This is a genomic window from Rhodanobacter sp. K2T2, assembly GCF_013408815.1.
In the GTDB taxonomy this organism is placed as follows: Bacteria; Pseudomonadota; Gammaproteobacteria; order Xanthomonadales; family Rhodanobacteraceae; genus Rhodanobacter.
On the sequence record NZ_JACCCA010000007.1, the window covers coordinates 78,896 to 94,897 of the forward strand.

Consider the following 16,002-nt stretch of genomic DNA (forward strand, 5'->3'; position numbering starts at 1 on the left):
CGCGCGCCATCGACGGAATCTTATTCATGCGATTTTCTCCTTCGGGCAGTGCGTTGATCGCGCTGCCGTTCGTGTTCATCTTTTCTTCTTTTTCGACCGCCAACGAACTCACGGCGGATTCCACCACGCCACCGTCGACCTCGGCCAAGACGCTCAAGGCGGTCGACGTCAGCGCAATCAGGTCGGCTGCGCCGCCGTTCGATCCCAACCTGCCGGCGACGGTCGAAACCATCGATGCGGCGCAGTTGCGCAAGCTCAATATCGTCAATGCCGAGGATTCGCTGAAATACATGCCGGCGCTGGGCATACGCAAGCGCTTCATCGGCGATGAAAACGCCACGTTTGCGGTACGCGGCAGCAGCAATTCGCAAAGCGCGCGTGGCTTGGTTTACCTCGACGGTTTGTTGCTGAGCGATTTTTCCAACAACACGTTCGGCACGCCGCCCCGCTGGTCCATGGTGTTTCCCGATCATCTGGCGCGCGTCGATGTGCTTTATGGCGCCTATTCCGCCCTTTATCCCGGCAATGCGATCGGCGCCACGGTGCTGATGACGACGCGTATGCCCGACAAGCTGGAGCTATCGGCACAGACCCAGGTGTTCACCCAGCATGTCGACAACGACGGCGTGGATGGCCATTACGGCGGTAGCCGCAACAGCGTCACCCTGGGCGATCGCGTGGGCAAGCTGTCGTTTCTGGCGGGGTTCGCGCACCTGCAGAGCAACGGCCAGCCGCTGGTGTTCGCTACGCAGAGTCTCTCCAGCACCGCGGCCGGCAACGCCGCCGTACCCGTCACCGGCGCGCTCACCGATATCGGCCCGAATGGCCAGCCGCGTGCGACCTTGGGCATCAACAGCGAAGGGCAGGAGGCCACCTCGCAGGATCAGGCCAACCTCAAGCTCACCTACGATTTCACACCCGATCTGCGCGGCGGCCTGGACGTAGGCTACTGGAGCCAGGATATGAGCCATCGAACCGCCAGCTATCTGCGCTATGCCGACGGACAAACCGTATTGGCAGGCACGGTGGCGATCGATGGCCGGCAGTACGTGATACCGGCAAGCTTTTTCGCACCGAGCACGCGCCGAAGCGAAAACTATCTATACGGCCTTTCGCTGGGGACTCATCGCGACAGCGGCTGGAACGTACAGGCGCAGGCTTCGTACTTCGATCGCGCCAAGAGTCAGGATCGCTCGGCCGGCAGCGCGCTGACCTACGACGGTGCCGGTCAAATCACGCTGGGTGACGGCAGCCGCTGGCGTACCTTCGATGTGCGCAGCAGCTATCGCCCGGACCGCATCGACGCGGGCAGCCACTGGCTTAGCATGGGCTATCACTACGATGGCTACGCGCTGGTCAACAACACCTTCGCGCTGAATCAGTGGCGTGAAGGTGACGCCAGTGCGCCTCTCAGCGACACCGGCGGCAGTACCCAGACGCAGGCGATTTATTGGCAGGACGCCTGGCAGTTGAGTCGGCGCTGGCAGCTCACCTATGGGGCACGCTATGAGCAGTGGCGAGCTTTCGATGGTTTCATCAGCACAACGAGTGGAGCGGTGACGAGCTACGCTGCGCTGCTGCCGCGCAAGGAAAAGCACCTGTCGCCGAAGACCTCATTGGCCTTTCAGCTGGACGATGCCTGGCGGTTGAGGTTGTCCGGTGCCCGCGCCTATCGGTTTCCGACGGTGGGCGAATTGTTCCAGGGCTCGTTCAGCGGCCTGAGTCTGGTCAACAACAATCCCTACCTCAAGCCGGAAAACGATCTCTCGCGCGAGCTTTCCGCCGAATGGACCACCGCACGCGGCCTGACCCGTTTTTCGCTGTATCGCAGCGACACGCGCGACACGCTCTTCAGCCAGACGGACTACAGCGTATTCCCGACGGTCACCAATGTGCAGAACGTGGCGCTGGTGCGCACGCGTGGCGCGGAGGTGAGCTATCAGGGTCAGGGTGTGCTGTTCGAGCGTCTGGACCTGACTGCCAACGGCGCGTACACGCAGGCCACCACCGTGAGCGATCTGCAAAACCCCAGTGTGCAGGGCAAGCAGTTCTACCGCGTGCCGCGCTGGCGCGCCAACGTGATCGGCACCTGGCACAGCAGCGACAGCACCTCGCTGACGCTGGCCGGTCGCTATTCCGGTCGCCAGTACAACACGCTCAACCACAGCGATATCAACCCCGATACCTTCGGTGGCGTCAGTGATTTTCTGACCTGGGACAGCAGTTTCAACTGGATGGTAAACGCGCACTGGAATGTCGGCGTCGGTATCGACAACCTCACCAATCGTCGCTACTACGTCTATTACCCGTACCCGTCGCGCACCGTCTATGTCAAAGCCGAGGTGCACCTATGAACGCCGTTGGCGCCGCGAGCGAGCTGGCCAGAGTTACCACGGGTACGCGGCGCCATCAGGTCTACCGGTTGATCTGGCGCTGGCATTTCTATGCCGGACTGTTCTGCCTGCCGTTTGTCGTATGGCTGTCGATCACGGGCATGATCTACCTGTTCAAGCCGCAGCTCGAACCGCTGCTGGAGCGGCGTTATGCCCACGTCGCCGGTGGTCCGCCGCAAGCCGCGTCGGCCCAGGTTGCCGCCGCCCTCGCCGCCGTGCCCGGCGGGGTGCTGAATGCCTATGAGCTGCCCGCTGCACCCGACGCGGCGACGCGTGTTCTGGTGGGCAAGCGGGCGCAGATCAATCGCGTGTTCGTCGATCCGTCCAGTCTGCGCGTGCTGCACGTGGTGAACGAGAACGATCGTTTTATGCGGGTGATCTTCTACCTGCACGGCGAACTGCTGCTGGGCACGGCAGGCTCGGTGCTGGTGGAACTGGCGGCGTCGTGGACGATTCTTATGCTGTTGAGCGGGCTGTATCTGTGGTGGCCTCGAACGCACCGCTTCGGCGGCGTGCTCTTTCCGCGCCTGCGCCACGGTTCGCGCACGTTCTGGCGCGACATGCATGCAGTCACCGGCGTATGGGTGTCGTGCTTCGCCCTGTTCCTGCTGGTGTCCGGACTGCCGTGGAGTAAATCCTGGGGCGGCATGCTGCAGACGTTGCGACAAACGTATGCACGTTCGGCCAGTGCGCAGGACTGGAGCATCGGCAGCGCACACGATAGGGCGGTCGCCAGCTTGCAGAATGCGCCGTTACGCGCAGCATCCATGCCCGGCATGCGTATGCCGGGCGATACCGAGGCGGCGGCAATCGGCTTGGACTACACAGCACTGGATCGAGTGCTACCCACCGTGATCGCTCAGCAACTCACATCGCCGGTGCTGATTTCACCGCCGTCACGGTTCGCGCCCACATGGGCGGCGCGTTCCGATGCGGGGGATCGATCGCTGCGCGCCGATCTCGTGCTCGACGGCACCAGCGGGGCCTTGGTCAGCCGCACGACGTTTTTCCAACGGCCGCTGCTCGATCGCATCATCGGTTATGGCGTGGCCATCCACGAAGGTCGGCTGTTTCCGCCGCTCAACCAGATCCTCGGTGTGTTCACCGCGCTGGGCCTGATCACGCTGTCGTCGAGTGCGGTGGTGCTGTGGTGGCGGCGGCGACCTGCCGGCGTGTTGGGTGCGCCACCTGCGCACGCGCAGACGCGGTATCCGATGTTGGTCGTCACGCTGCTGGTGCTGCTGGGCATCGCGCTGCCGTTGCTGGGCGCATCGATGCTCGTGGTGCTGCTGGTCGAGCGAATAGGCCTGCGCCACTGGCCGCGAGCCCGACATTTTCTCGGTCTCGCGCCGAAACTCGACGTCTGATCGGCGCCACACGACCTACGGCAAACGCAGGCATCGTCGTGTGGCATAGAGCTCAGGTGTGTCCGGCCACCGCGTGCGGCACGTAATGCTCTTCGAGCCTGGCGATTTCATCGGCGTCGAGGTTCAGCGACAGCGCGGCTACGGCGTCATCCAGATGGTGCGGCTTGGAGGCGCCGACGATCGGCGCGGTAACGAACGGCTTCTGCGCGACCCAGGCCAGCGCAACTTGCGCCTTCGATATGCCGCGCGCCTTGGCCACGGCAGCCACCGCTTCGACGACTTTTTTATCGGCGTCGGGCACGGTGTAAAGCGTCTTGCCGTAGACGTCGGTGGATTCGCGCTCGCTGCTTTCGTCCCAGTCGCGGGTGAGGCGGCCGCGGGCGAGCGGGCTCCAGGGAATGACGCCGACGCCCTGCTCCTGGCAGAGCGGCATCATCTCGCGCTCTTCTTCGCGATAGAGCAGGTTGTAGTGGTTCTGCATGGTGGCGAAGCGCGTCCAGCCGTGTTTCTCCGCCACGTACAGCGCCTTGCTGAATTGATAGGCGAACATCGACGATGCGCCGATGTAGCGCGCCTTGCCGGCTTTCACCACATCGTGCAGCGCCTCCAGAGTCTCCTCGATCGGGGTGCGCGGATCCCAGCGGTGGATCTGATAAAGATCGACGTAATCGGTGCCGAGTCGGCTGAGACTGTGGTCGATCTCGCTCATGATCGCCTTGCGCGAGAGGCCCATGCCGTTCGGGCCTTCGTGCATGCGGTTGAACACCTTGGTCGCCAGCACGATGCTGTCTCGCGAGCCGAAATCCTTCAGTGCGCGGCCGACGATTTCTTCCGAGGTGCCATCGGAATACACGTTCGCCGTATCGAAAAAGTTGATGCCCAGATCCAGCGCTTTGCGTATGAAGGGTCGGCTGGTTTCCTCGTCCAGCGTCCAGCTGTGTGCGCCGCGTTCGGCGTCGCCGTAGGTCATACAGCCAAGGCAGACGCGCGATACGTCGAGGCCGGTGCGTCCGAGTTTTACGTATTCCATCATCGTCTCCAGTAGCCGGTAGAAAAGGGCACGGCCGATAGCGCGGATCGGAGCAGTGCAAAGCGCAAGCCTAATCGTCCGCGTCGCCTAAAGGGTTGGCAACGCGTGAAAGCGCGCCTGCGATACGACGAGTTTTTGCGGCCTCGGCATACGGTCGAACGGGCGGACGGCTCGACGTCCATCGCGTCGATTTTTCATAGACACGCACTGGCGCGCGCGTTACAACGGTGGTCTGTCCGTTCCTGCTGGAGTGCTCGATGCGTCTCGCCTCAACCGCTTTATTTACCGCCCTTTGCGTGGCAGCTGGCGCCGCGCAGGCGGCCGATCCGTCCGTGGCACTGGCGCCGCAGATCAACGCCGCCGATTTCGCCCAGTTCGACAAGACCCTGAGTTCGGACGAATTTGGCGGGCGCAAGCCCGGCACGGCGGCAGAGCCGCGTACGATCGACTGGCTGGTCGAGCAGTACAAGCGCATGGGCCTGCAGCCGGGCAACCACGGCTCATGGTTTCAGACGGTGCCGGCCAACTCGATCCAGCTATTGAATACCGATGTCACCCTGAACATCTCTGCTGGCGGCAAGACCAGTCAGTTTGCCAATCACGACGACATGGTGGTGCAGACGCTGCAGGCCAAAGCCAATGTCGACCTGAAAAACTCGCCGATCGTGTTTCTGGGTTTTGGCGCCGACGCGCCGCAGTGGCACTGGAACGATTACAAGGACATCGACGTCAAGGGCAAGACGGTGATCGTGCTGGTGAACGATCCCGGTTTCGCCACGCTGGATCCGAAGCTGTTCAACGGTCGCGCGATGACATACTACGGCCGCTGGACCTACAAGTTTGCCGAGGCCGCACTGAAGGGTGCGGCCGCCTGCTTCATCGTGCATACCAGCGATGCGGCGGCCGGCTATCCGTTCCGCGTGCTGCAAAACAGCAACAGCGGTCCGCAGCTCAGCCTGCCCAGCAGCGTCGATCCGTCGCCGCGCCTGCCGGTGGCCGGCTGGCTGACCCGCGCCGCGGCCGAGCGCCTGTTTGCCGCCGCCGGCCAGAATTTCGACGAGCTGGAAAAAGCCGCGGCCAAGCCCGGCTTCAAACCCCTGCCGCTGCAGGCCACGGCCTCGGTCAGCCTGAAAAACAAGATCGGCCATATCGAGTCGCACAACGTGCTTGCGATGGTGAAGGGCAGCAGCAAGCCCGACGAAGCAGTGATCTATACCGCGCACTGGGATCACCTCGGCACCGATCCCTCGCTGAAGGGACACAAGGTCTACGGCGGCGCGATCGACAACGGCACCGGCCTGACCATGCTGCTGGAGATCGCCGATGCGTTCGCGCATCAGAAAACGCCGCCGCCGCGCAGCGTGCTGTTCTTCATGCCGACGCTGGAGGAGTCCGGGCTGCTCGGCTCGCAGTACTACGCCTCCAAGCCGGTATTCGCGCTCGACAAGACCGCCGCGGATATCGCTGTCGATGCGCTGCCGATCATCGGCCGCGCGCACGACATGACCGTGATCGGCAAGGGCCAGTCGCAGCTGGAGGACATGCTGGCCGACGTGCTGAAGTCTCAGGGTCGGGTGATCTCGCCAGAGACCACGCCGGAGAACGGTTTCTACTTCCGCTCCGATCACTTCAACTTTGCCAAGGCCGGCGTGCCGGCCATGCTGGCGAGCTCCGGCCTCGATCTGCTCAACGGTGGGCACGAGGCCGGTCAGAAAGGCGCGACCGAATACACCGCCCATCACTACCACACGCCGAACGACGTGTTCGATCCAAACTGGGATTATTCGGGCATCCTCGAAGACACGCAGGCACTGTACGAGCTGGGGCAGAAGCTTAGCCAGGACAACGTCTGGCCGAAGTGGTACCCCGACAGCCCCTTTGCCGCCAAGCGTGAGGCGGATCCGCCGAAGTGAAGCCGAACTCAGCGTGAGCGGTTCGTCTGCAATCGGCCCAATAAAGTCAGGCACGCCTCTTCGATAAGGCGTGCCTGTTCGGCTTTCTTCGGCACCGGTTGCCAGGCGATCACGGAAGACCAGTAGGCCGAGGATTTCAGGAACGCGACAAAAATGTCCGCCGCCAGTTTGGCGTCGAGCTGGCCCAGCTGGCCTGCGTCGCCAGCCTGCTGAAACCAGTGATAGACGCTGTTTTCTTTTTCGCCGAACTTCTCCATCAGCCGCAGGCTTTGCGCTTCGGAGCGCATGCACTCGACCATCAGCACGCGGCTGAGCCGGATGAAGTCCGGGTCGCATATAAGCTGCATCTCCCGCATGCCGACCTCGCGCAGCTGCTCGATGAAATCGCGCTGGCGGTCGTAGTGCAGTTTGCTCAGCGGATCGACGCGTTCCATCAGCAGCGCCAATACCGCCTCCAGTACCGCGTCTTTTGATGGGAAATGCTTGTACAGCGTGCGCTTGGAAACCTCCGCCCGCGCGGCGATGGATTCCATGCTGGCGCCGGCCAGCCCGTGCTCGGCCAGTTCCGCGATGCCGGCGTCGAGCATGGCCTGTCGTTTGGTGGCGCTGCGGTTCAACAAGTCGGGCTCCTGATGGCTGGGCGTGTGGCGCCGGTCACCTAACGACCGGCTCACAAAGTACACGATATAGTTTACTTTCTTTATGGCGCGCCATAAAGTATACGAAGTCGTTTACTTTTAACGGAATGCCCGCTCATGGCTAGTGCACTCGTTGTCATCGTGGTTCTCTGTCTTGGCCTGTTTGCCTGGCGCGTGATGGCGCAACGGCAACGTATCGTGCGACCGCATCCGCAGTCGCCGGCATGGCACAACGGCCGTTTTCGTAACGTGGCCAATACCCGAGCTGCAAGTCTGGGCGAAGTGCGTAAGGCTTTCCGCGCGCATCGCGGCCAGCGGCGCAAGCCGCAAAGTCCGTTGCCGTTGGTGACGGTGCGTCAGGATGTGCTGAGCGGTCCGCCCTCGCAGGCGTTGCAGGTCACCTGGCTGGGTCATTCCAGCGTGCTGATCGAGATCGACGGGCTGCGTCTGCTCACCGACCCCGTGCTCGGCGCGCGCGCCTCGCCGGTGCCGTTCGCCGGGCCCAAGCGTTTCACGCCGCCGGCGCTCACCGTGGCGCAGCTGCCGCCGATCGATGCGGTGATCCTGTCGCACGATCATTACGACCATCTCGATCGCGACACCATTCGCGCGCTGGCCGATCGCGTCGGCCACTTCTATACGACGCTCGGCGTGGGCCAGCGGCTGATCGCCTGGGGCGTGGATGCCAAACGCGTCACCGAACTGGACTGGTGGCAGGAAACGCGCTTCGGGCCACTGACCCTGGCGGCGACGCCGGCGCAGCATTTTTCCGGCCGCGGCCTTCGGGACGGCAACTCGACATTGTGGGCTTCGTGGGTGGTGCTGGGCACGCACGAGCGGCTGTTCTTCAGCGGCGATACCGGCATGCACGAGGGCTTTGCGCAGATCGGCGAACGCTACGGGCCGTTCGATCTCACCCTGATCGAATGCGGTGCGTACAGCGAGACCTGGCCCAACGTGCATATGCAGCCGGAGCAATCGATCGCCGCGCATCGGCTCGTGTGCGGAAAGACGATGATGCCGGTGCACTGGGGCACATTCGATCTGGCCTTCCATCGCTGGGACGAACCGGCCGAGCGCATCCGCGCGCTGGCGGCAGAGCAGGGCGTGCATCTGGTGCAGCCGCGTCCAGGCGAAACCGTTGGTCCCGACACGGCGTTGCAGTCGCCGTGGTGGCGTGCGTTCGAGGCGGAGGCTGTCGAGCATCCCTCACTCAACCTTTCCAGGGAAACCGGCGCATGAGCGGCTTCACGGTGAACGACATTCCCTCACAGCTTGGCAAGCGCGCCGTGGTAACCGGGGCCAATAGCGGCATCGGTTACGAAGCGGCGTTGGCTCTGGCCAACGCGGGCGCCGAGGTGATTCTGGCGGTGCGCAGCGAACAAAAGGGCAACGAGGCGCTGGCGAAAATACGCGCGCTTTCGCCGGGGGCGAAGGTAAGACTGGAATCTCTCGATCTATCGAAACTCGCATCGGTTGCGGACTTTTCCCGACGGCTACATGCCGAAGGCCGGCCGCTGGATCTGCTGATCAACAACGCGGGCGTGATGGCCCTGCCGCAGCGCCAGGTCACGGCCGACGGCTTCGAGATGCAACTGGGCGTCAATTATCTGGGCCACTACGCGCTCACTGCACAGCTGCTGCCGCTGCTGCGCAAGTCACCTGCGCCGCGCGTGGTCAACCTCAGCAGCGTGATGCATCGCTTCGGCAAGATACATTTCGACGATCTCCAGCTCGAACGCAGCTATACGCCGAACAGGGCCTACGGTCAGTCCAAGCTGGCCATGCTGATGTTTGCGCTGGAGCTGCAGCGCCGCAGCGATGCCAATGGCTGGGGTCTGATGAGCAACGCCGCGCATCCCGGCATCGCCACCACGGCGTTGATCGCCAATGGCCTGGGTAATGATGGCTTGGCCAGCAAGTTCAGCCTGGGATTTGTCCATATCTTCGGCCAATCGGCAGCGGCCGGTGCTTTGCCCACGCTTTATGCCGCCACGTCACCCGATGCCAAAAACGCCGGTTACTACGGTCCGGACGGATTCTCCGAAATCAAGGGCGCGCCCGCGCCCGCGAGAATTTCGGCCTGGGCCAACGACGTTGCGGTGGCGGCACGCCTATGGGATGTTTCGGCGACGCTGACGGCTGCCAAGTTCGGCTAGGCCGGTTCGGTTCGAGACATCACGTAACGGGGATACACGTGTCCCAGCGGAGAAGGTCGTTTGGGTCCGGTTGGCCTGTGCACTGGGTGCTGTGCTGGTGATTCTCGCCGCGCTTTTTTCTGGAAGCGATCGGACCATGCGATTCGCGTCGCCACGGCGAGCAGTGCCGAAGTGATCTGTTCGGGCGTGTTCGTCGAGGGCCTGACACCGGAGCGAGCGTTTACCGAAAGCTATGCCTGCGACGAGGGATTGAAGCCGCTCAAGCGCGGCCTGCACTACGCGGTGAACTGTGCCAATCGCCGCATCACGACGAATTGGCACGGACACTTCGTCAGCCTGTCGACCTATTACTTCGCCCAGAAGCAGCAGCTCGAACCGCTCGGCATGCATCACCTGTCGATGGAATTCGACGGTGCGCAGACGCTGATCGGTTCCACCCGTATCTACGCCTCGGCGCGTGACTGGGCGCGCTTCGGCCAGCTTTATCTCGACGATGGCGTGGTGAACGGACGGCGCCTCCTGCCGGCTGGGTGGGCCGCGTTTTCGGCCCGCCCAACGCTGGACGCGCCGTACGGCGCTGGCTTTTGGACCAATGTGGCCGCAGCGGGCGACAGGGCGCCGCGCATCGATGGTCTGCCACCGGACGCTTATTTCGCCTCCGGCATGAACGGGCAGCGCATCGTCATAGTGCCGTCGAAGCATCTGGTGATAGTGCGGTTTGGCTCGATGGTCGATCCGCCGTGGTTCGATATGCAGGGACTGGTGTGCCTGGTCGACGACGTATCCGCTGCTGTCCACTGACATATCGCCGGTATCAAGGGCCTGATCCCCGACAGATGGCGTAGCACCGGGGTTTTCGGCCTCGTATAATGACGCATGACTCAATGCCGCCAGTGGTTGCACCAGCATGACTGCTGACGAAATACGCGACCTTCTGGCGCGCGACCCCGATCGTTCCGAGCTCACCCTTCAATGGCTGGCCAACCAGGGCGTGGTCACCGCGCAGGTGATGTTTGGCCGTATGCTGCTCGAGGGCAACGGCACGATAAAAAGCGCGGCGGTTGCCCTGGCCTGGTTCGAACGAGCCGGAAAAAAAGGTCACGCCGAAGGCACCATGATGGTCGGGCGCTGCCTTGAAAAGGGCTGGGGTACAGACCCTGATCTGTCCCAGGCGTTTTTTTGCTACGTGTATGCGGCCAAGCTCGGCAACGACTGGGCGCAATACAACGCGGCGCGCATGTATCTCGATGGTCAGGGGGTAGAGCGCGACGCCGAGCGCGCCGCTTACTGGTACGCCAAGGCCGCCGAGCAGGGCCACGCCCGTGCCATGAACCTGCTCGCCCGCTGCTACGAAGAAGGCTGGGGCGTCATGCGCAACACCTTCAAGGCCAACGACTGGTATCGACGCTCGGCCGAGGCTGGCTATTTTCGCGGGCAGTACAACTGGGCCATGGCGCTCGTCGCCGAAGGCAGGATCGAAGACGCCGCGCAATGGCTGAAGCGCGCGGCCGAGGATGCGACGCCCGACGTAAAGGCCGCCATCGTCAGCTACGCGGTGCAGATGGATCATCCGGCGATGCGGGCGATCGTTTCTGCGTCAGCCGAGTAGTCTCGAGTAAAATTCGATCGAGCGTTGCTAACGACTGACGACGGCATGGACGCCATCCAAAGCGCTAATGGATGCCGTTGTTCGTCGTCCAGTCGGATGACTGTACGCCAGCTAGCTATTCGATCAAGGTTTGGCCGTCTGGCCGTCCAATTGATTGAAGTGAGTGATGGCGTTGAAGACCAAGCCGTAGCTGCCGATGGTTTCGCCGCGCCAGATCGGGTTGCCGGCGAATAGCAGCACGTTGCCCTTGCCGTAGTGGGCGTCGACCACGGCGGCGCGCTCGGCCATTTCATCGCCGCCGTCGAGCAGGCCGGCGATCAGCAACTTGTCGGCATCGGCGTAACGCACGATCACCTTGGGCTGCTGGTCGGCGGGAATCGCGAGCGGGTTGTTGCGCAGCTGCTCGGCGTTGAGCGGCGTGGGCTGCCACGGTTTGGGATCGGGCAGCGAGGGTGGAGCGATCGAGGCGCGGCCTTCCGGCATATCGGTGTCGTGCGGGCCACCGCGGCCGGTGGGGCGCTGGAAGTCCTTCGCGTTCGGCAGGCCGTCGTCGCCGGTGACCTGGTTGGAGACGGTGAACGACTGGCCGACCGAGCTGTACAGCGCGAGGTCGTCGCTGGCGTAGCCGCTGGCGATCGGGCTCTTCCGATCGACAAACGTGCCCTGCAGCACGCTGCCGACGACTTTGAGGTTGTGCATGGGCGTGACGAACACGCCCGGCGCCATGCCGCTGTCGATAGCGAACTTGGCGGTGTCTTCGGCCGTGACCAGCAGGCCGCCTTCGCGCACGAACTGCTTCAGGTTTTCCAGGCCCGGGTCTTTCGGTGACCAGTACTGGCGGTCGAGCAGGGCGTCGGCGATGCGCGAGTAGGGCTGATCCATGCGCACCACGTAGCTGCCGGCGGCAAAGGTTTTCGAGGTGGCCTTTGCTTTCGGATCGTCGCCTTGCTTGGGTAGCGTCACCGTGACAGGCGACGTGGTTCGGCTCAACTCCACGTGCTGCAGCTGCATAACATGCAGCAGCTGGGCCTGCGAACCGGTGCGGGTTTCGTCGGCGGGGAAAACATAGGCAGCCGGGCCGGCTTCCTGCGGCTTTTCGATCGAACGCTTGCCCTTGAGGTAGAAGTTTTTCAGGAACAGCGGGCCGTTGTCGGAGAAATAATTCAGGGCGGTGAGCAAGCCGGTCTGTTCGTAGTTGTTGTTGTCGCGCTGCGACCACATCACTTCCGGCAGCGGCGGGTTCGGTCGGTACCAGGTGCGTGCGTATTCTTTCGGGCTCAGCGTGCGCTTGACCGTGTCGGCGCCGTCGTTGCCGAAGGTTTCGTACAAGCGGCTGACGCCGTTGTGCATGGCGGCGATGAACATCAGATAGCCCGGGCTCCAGGTATCGAAGTCGCCGTGGGTGAACACGCCGGGCATGCCGAGTTTGGTCAGCTCCTGCACGTTGTTCCAGCCCAGCTGCTGCCACTCGCCGGTGAGGATGGGATCGATCCAGGCGTTGTACGGGCCGTCGCCGACCGTGTTGTCGTAGAGGAACGGCACCGACTCGTGCAGGTCGTGCAGCACCTGCGCGTGCCAGCCGATATAAGTGTCGGCGACGTTGCGCGTGAGGTTCAGCGTCATGCCCATCGCGTCGCGGTTGTTGTCGTGCGCGACATAGTGGCCCCAGTACATCAGCGGCGAATAGTTCTGCCCTGGATGCGCCAGGTGCCAGTTGTACAGATCGACCATGCGATCGCGGCCGTCGACCTCGACCAGCGGCGTGATCAGCGTGATGACGTGCGAGCGGATGTGCTTGATGTACGGCGAGTCGTCCACCGCCAGACGATACGCCAGCTCCATCAGCGCCGTGGGCGCGCCGGTTTCGGTGGAGTGGATGGTGCCGGTGATGTAGTAGACCGGGGTGGACTGCGCGACCAGCTGGTCAGCCGTGTCGTCATTCATGCCGATGCTGCGCGGGTCGGCCAGTTTGGCCAGCCGCGCCTTGTTGGCGTCCAGATCGGCAAGCACGCTTTCGTCGGCGATCGCTACCGCGATCATCTCGCGGCCTTCCTCGGTCTCGCCGATAGTGAATATCTTTACCCGCGGGCTGGCGGCCGCCAGTGCACGAAAGTAACGATAGACGTCGGCCGAGTAGGGCAGATAGTTCGGCGCACCAGCGATATGGCCGAGCACCTTGTCCGGCGTCGGCACGGTCGTGGATGCCGGCAGATAGTCGGTCAGCGGCGAGTTGAACGACGGATCGGTGGTGAACTTCAGGATCTGGTCGGTATACGCCTGATCGATCGGCTGACCGGGATCACGGGCATATGCCCTGGCATCGGCCGGGTCGTTGGCCGCCGTCGCGGCGCCCATGCCCAGCGCCAACAGCGCAGTCAATGAAAGCCGAATGGATACGCGCATGCTAATTCCCCTGGTTTGGCGCCGTGCTCTATCGACACACTTTGCCAGAACGCAGGGGAATCGGTGTAGCCCATCAGTTGGGTGGTGTTTCCATCGCAATTCACGACGGAAAGAAGCCGCTATTTGTTGAGCATCGCTGTCAGCTGATCGAGCTGCGTGCGGTAGCCGTCGATAACCTTCGCGGTGATTACGGCGTACTGGTTGGCCTCGTCCCAGCGTCGTGCTTCCAGCGCCTCGCGCACGCCGGGCAGTGTTTTGACACCGTAGCCGGTCAACATGCCGGGTGCGTAGATCATGTGCTTGAACCATGGCCGCGTGGGCAGGCCGTTGGGATCGGTCAGCGCCTGCTCCATGTGGCCCATTCGCGCACTCAATTCCCGCAACTGTTTTGCCGAAAGGTCGAAACCGGCATCGGCTCGCTTGTCGTAGGCTGTTTCGAAGGCCTGGGCGCTGCGGGCGAGTTGCTGCGCAGCCTGGTCCAAGGGAGCCAGGTTGATGGCGGGAACGTCCGAATCGCGTTCCGGCGGCAGAACCGGTCGGGTCGGATCCGCATCCAACGTAAATGCGTGGGCATCCAGCAGTTTGTGCTGCGCGTCGGTGTCTTTGCGCGTTTTGTCTACGAGCTGGTGCAGCTCGTAGACGTAGCGATCAAGCGTGGCGTTGAAATCGCCGAAGCGCATCGGCACCACATCGGCATCGGCACTGCGCAGTACGATATGGCCAACCACCTTGGAGAGCGCAACGCCGTATTCGAAGGTGGGATCGCCGAAACGGACGTAGTGATCGAATGAGTCGTACTGGGAGTGATAGATGCCCGCGTTGTCGTCCTCGTCACCAAAGCCGAGATCGAGCGAAGCAATGCCCAGATGCTCCAGGAAAGCGCTGAAGTCGGAGCCCGAGCCCAGTGCGGCCAGCGGCACGTCGCCGCCTTGGGCGGCGATTTTCGCGATGTCCTTCGCTTCGGGTTTGGCATCGTCGTCATTGCCGGCGATCAGCATGTGCGCCCGCAGGCGCTCGCGCACGCTGACCTTCGTCTCCGGGTCGGTCACGCCGTCGGCAACCTGATTGACCAGATGCTGCAGCGAATGGCTGCCGCCGGCGCCGAGAAAGCCGCGCCCGTTGGTATCGGAGTTGACGTACATCACAGCCTTGGCCTGCAGCTCTTTCGCATGCGTCTCGGCCCATTCGGTGGAACCCAGCAAGCCCGGCTCCTCGCCGTCCCAGCTGGCATAGACCAGCGTGCGCTGCGGACGCCAGCCCTGTTTGACCAGCGCGCCGATCGCCTTGGCCTCGGCCATCAGCGCGACGTTGCCGGCCAGCGGATCCCAGGCGCCGAACACCCAGCCATCGTGGTGGTTGCCACGCACGATCCACTGATCCGGCGCCGTGCTGCCCCTTATTTTCGCTATGACGTCGTAGACCGGCTTCTGGCCCCAATTCGATTCGACCGTCATATGCACCTTGGCCGTGCTCGGGCCGACGTGATACGTGATCGGCAACGAGCCGCGCCAGTTGGCCGGCGCCACCGGCCCGCTCAGCGACTGCAGCAGCGGCGTGGCGTCGGCGTAGGAGATTGGCAGCACGGGAATCTTCAGCAGCGAGGTGGCGTCCTTGATCGCCAGTCGTTTGGCACCGGGTACCGAGCCAATGCCGGGCGTCAGCGGGTCGCCGGGATACACCTGCATGTCGGCCACCGAACCGCGCTGCACGCCGTCGGCGGGACGCCAGCCGCCCTTGGGATAGACGTCGCCCTTGGCATAACCGTCGTCGTGCGGATCGGAATAGATTAGGCAACCGATAGCACCGTGCTGCTGTGCCAGCTTCGGTTTCAGCCCGCGCCAGCCGCCGCCATAGCGCGTGAGAACGATCTTGCCGCGTACGTCGATGCCGCGACGGGCCAGGTCCTTGTAATCGTCCGGCATGCCGTAGTTGGCATAGACCAGTTCGGCGGTGACGTCGCCATCGGCACCGTAGACGTTGTAGGGCGGCAGTGCGCCATCCTGGATGTTCGAGGTGGCGTCACCGGCAATAGCCGGTTCCTTCAACGCCGCGGTGAAGGGCTGCGGCCCGAGCAATTCGAGCGCGACTTTCTTTGGCGTTGGGTAGAGCACATCGAAAGTTTCTATATGCGCATCCCAGCCCCACTCGCGAAACTTCGCCAACATGAATTCGGCGTTCGCCTTGTCATGCGGCGAACCCACCTGATTCGGCTGCGACGACATCTGCTTGAGCCAGATGCGCTGGTCGGCGGGGTCGAGCTGCGCGTCGAAGCGTTGTTCGAGGCCTTGCTGTTTGGCGGCGTTGCCCGAGCTGAAGCCGAGCATGTCCGTGCTGTGCTGATTGATATCGTCGTTTGCGGCGCAAGCGCCCCAGGTGGATAAGGCGCAAGCGATCGCCAGCAAGGGTCGAATCATCAATCGTGTCATGCATGGATCCTTCAGTGGTTATAATCAAACGTCAGGTGGTTCAAACTAGCTGGTCCGAATTTAT

At 63.1% G+C, this 16,002-nt stretch carries 11 protein-coding genes; 7 read left to right on the plus strand and 4 right to left on the minus strand.

Annotated features, from left to right (window positions below; genetic code table 11):
- Positions 1-26 precede the first annotated feature (26 nt).
- Both HDE78_RS12525 and HDE78_RS12530 read left to right on the plus strand, forming a co-directional pair.
- Positions 27-2,354, plus strand: a complete 2,328-nt coding sequence (locus tag HDE78_RS12525) for a TonB-dependent receptor (RefSeq protein ID WP_179479955.1) — start codon at positions 27-29, stop codon at positions 2,352-2,354.
- Positions 2,351-3,760 (plus strand): PepSY domain-containing protein, encoded by a 1,410-nt coding sequence (locus HDE78_RS12530; protein WP_179479957.1) that lies wholly within the window; start codon positions 2,351-2,353, stop codon positions 3,758-3,760. Before HDE78_RS12525 ends, HDE78_RS12530 begins: the two co-directional genes overlap by 4 nt.
- Before the next feature lie 52 nt (positions 3,761-3,812).
- On the opposite strand, the gene HDE78_RS12535 is transcribed toward HDE78_RS12530, so the two are convergent.
- On the minus strand, positions 3,813-4,790 hold the full coding sequence (locus tag HDE78_RS12535; protein WP_179479959.1) for an aldo/keto reductase: 978 nt from the start codon (positions 4,788-4,790) through the stop codon (positions 3,813-3,815).
- A gap of 257 nt (positions 4,791-5,047) precedes the next feature.
- Here HDE78_RS12535 and HDE78_RS12540 point away from each other — a divergent pair, with 257 nt between their 5' ends.
- Positions 5,048-6,703, plus strand: coding sequence for a M28 family metallopeptidase (locus HDE78_RS12540; protein WP_179479961.1), 1,656 nt, complete (start codon positions 5,048-5,050; stop codon positions 6,701-6,703).
- Positions 6,704-6,711: 8 nt separating this feature from the next.
- Here HDE78_RS12540 and HDE78_RS12545 read toward each other — a convergent pair whose 3' ends face one another.
- Positions 6,712-7,323, minus strand: a complete 612-nt coding sequence (locus tag HDE78_RS12545; protein WP_179479963.1) for a TetR/AcrR family transcriptional regulator — start codon at positions 7,321-7,323, stop codon at positions 6,712-6,714.
- A 135-nt stretch (positions 7,324-7,458) separates the two neighbouring features.
- Between HDE78_RS12545 and HDE78_RS12550 the strand changes: the two genes are divergently transcribed.
- From HDE78_RS12550 to HDE78_RS12565, 4 genes are all read left to right on the plus strand, one after another.
- Positions 7,459-8,583, plus strand: coding sequence for an MBL fold metallo-hydrolase (locus HDE78_RS12550; RefSeq protein WP_179479965.1), 1,125 nt, complete (start codon positions 7,459-7,461; stop codon positions 8,581-8,583).
- Positions 8,580-9,500 carry an SDR family oxidoreductase gene (locus tag HDE78_RS12555; RefSeq protein WP_179479967.1) on the plus strand — a complete coding sequence of 307 codons (921 nt, stop codon included), beginning with the start codon at positions 8,580-8,582 and terminating at the stop codon, positions 9,498-9,500. The genes HDE78_RS12550 and HDE78_RS12555 overlap by 4 nt, the downstream gene beginning before the upstream one ends.
- Before the next feature lie 171 nt (positions 9,501-9,671).
- On the plus strand, positions 9,672-10,301 hold the full coding sequence (locus HDE78_RS12560) for a hypothetical protein (RefSeq protein ID WP_345776060.1): 630 nt from the start codon (positions 9,672-9,674) through the stop codon (positions 10,299-10,301).
- Positions 10,302-10,407: 106 nt separating this feature from the next.
- Positions 10,408-11,109, plus strand: coding sequence for a tetratricopeptide repeat protein (locus HDE78_RS12565; RefSeq protein WP_179479969.1), 702 nt, complete (start codon positions 10,408-10,410; stop codon positions 11,107-11,109).
- A 123-nt stretch (positions 11,110-11,232) separates the two neighbouring features.
- Here the strand turns inward: HDE78_RS12565 and HDE78_RS12570 are convergent, their stop codons facing one another.
- Positions 11,233-13,512 (minus strand): M14 family zinc carboxypeptidase, encoded by a 2,280-nt coding sequence (locus tag HDE78_RS12570; RefSeq protein WP_179479971.1) that lies wholly within the window; start codon positions 13,510-13,512, stop codon positions 11,233-11,235.
- Positions 13,513-13,631: 119 nt separating this feature from the next.
- Positions 13,632-15,938, minus strand: coding sequence for a transferrin receptor-like dimerization domain-containing protein (locus HDE78_RS12575; protein ID WP_179479973.1), 2,307 nt, complete (start codon positions 15,936-15,938; stop codon positions 13,632-13,634).
- Positions 15,939-16,002: the final 64 nt, after the last annotated feature.

Bases quoted from the DNA above. Each gene is read 5' to 3' on its own strand.
- HDE78_RS12525 (WP_179479955.1), top strand. From the start codon at position 27: ATGCGATTTTCTCCTTCGGGCAGTGCGTTGATCGCGCTGCCGTTCGTG.
- HDE78_RS12530 (WP_179479957.1), top strand. From the start codon at position 2,351: ATGAACGCCGTTGGCGCCGCGAGCGAGCTGGCCAGAGTTACCACGGGT.
- HDE78_RS12535 (WP_179479959.1), bottom strand. From the start codon at position 4,790: ATGGAATACGTAAAACTCGGACGCACCGGCCTCGACGTATCGCGCGTC.
- HDE78_RS12540 (WP_179479961.1), top strand. From the start codon at position 5,048: ATGCGTCTCGCCTCAACCGCTTTATTTACCGCCCTTTGCGTGGCAGCT.
- HDE78_RS12550 (WP_179479965.1), top strand. From the start codon at position 7,459: ATGGCTAGTGCACTCGTTGTCATCGTGGTTCTCTGTCTTGGCCTGTTT.
- HDE78_RS12555 (WP_179479967.1), top strand. From the start codon at position 8,580: ATGAGCGGCTTCACGGTGAACGACATTCCCTCACAGCTTGGCAAGCGC.
- HDE78_RS12565 (WP_179479969.1), top strand. From the start codon at position 10,408: ATGACTGCTGACGAAATACGCGACCTTCTGGCGCGCGACCCCGATCGT.
- HDE78_RS12570 (WP_179479971.1), bottom strand. From the start codon at position 13,512: ATGCGCGTATCCATTCGGCTTTCATTGACTGCGCTGTTGGCGCTGGGC.
- HDE78_RS12575 (WP_179479973.1), bottom strand. From the start codon at position 15,938: ATGACACGATTGATGATTCGACCCTTGCTGGCGATCGCTTGCGCCTTA.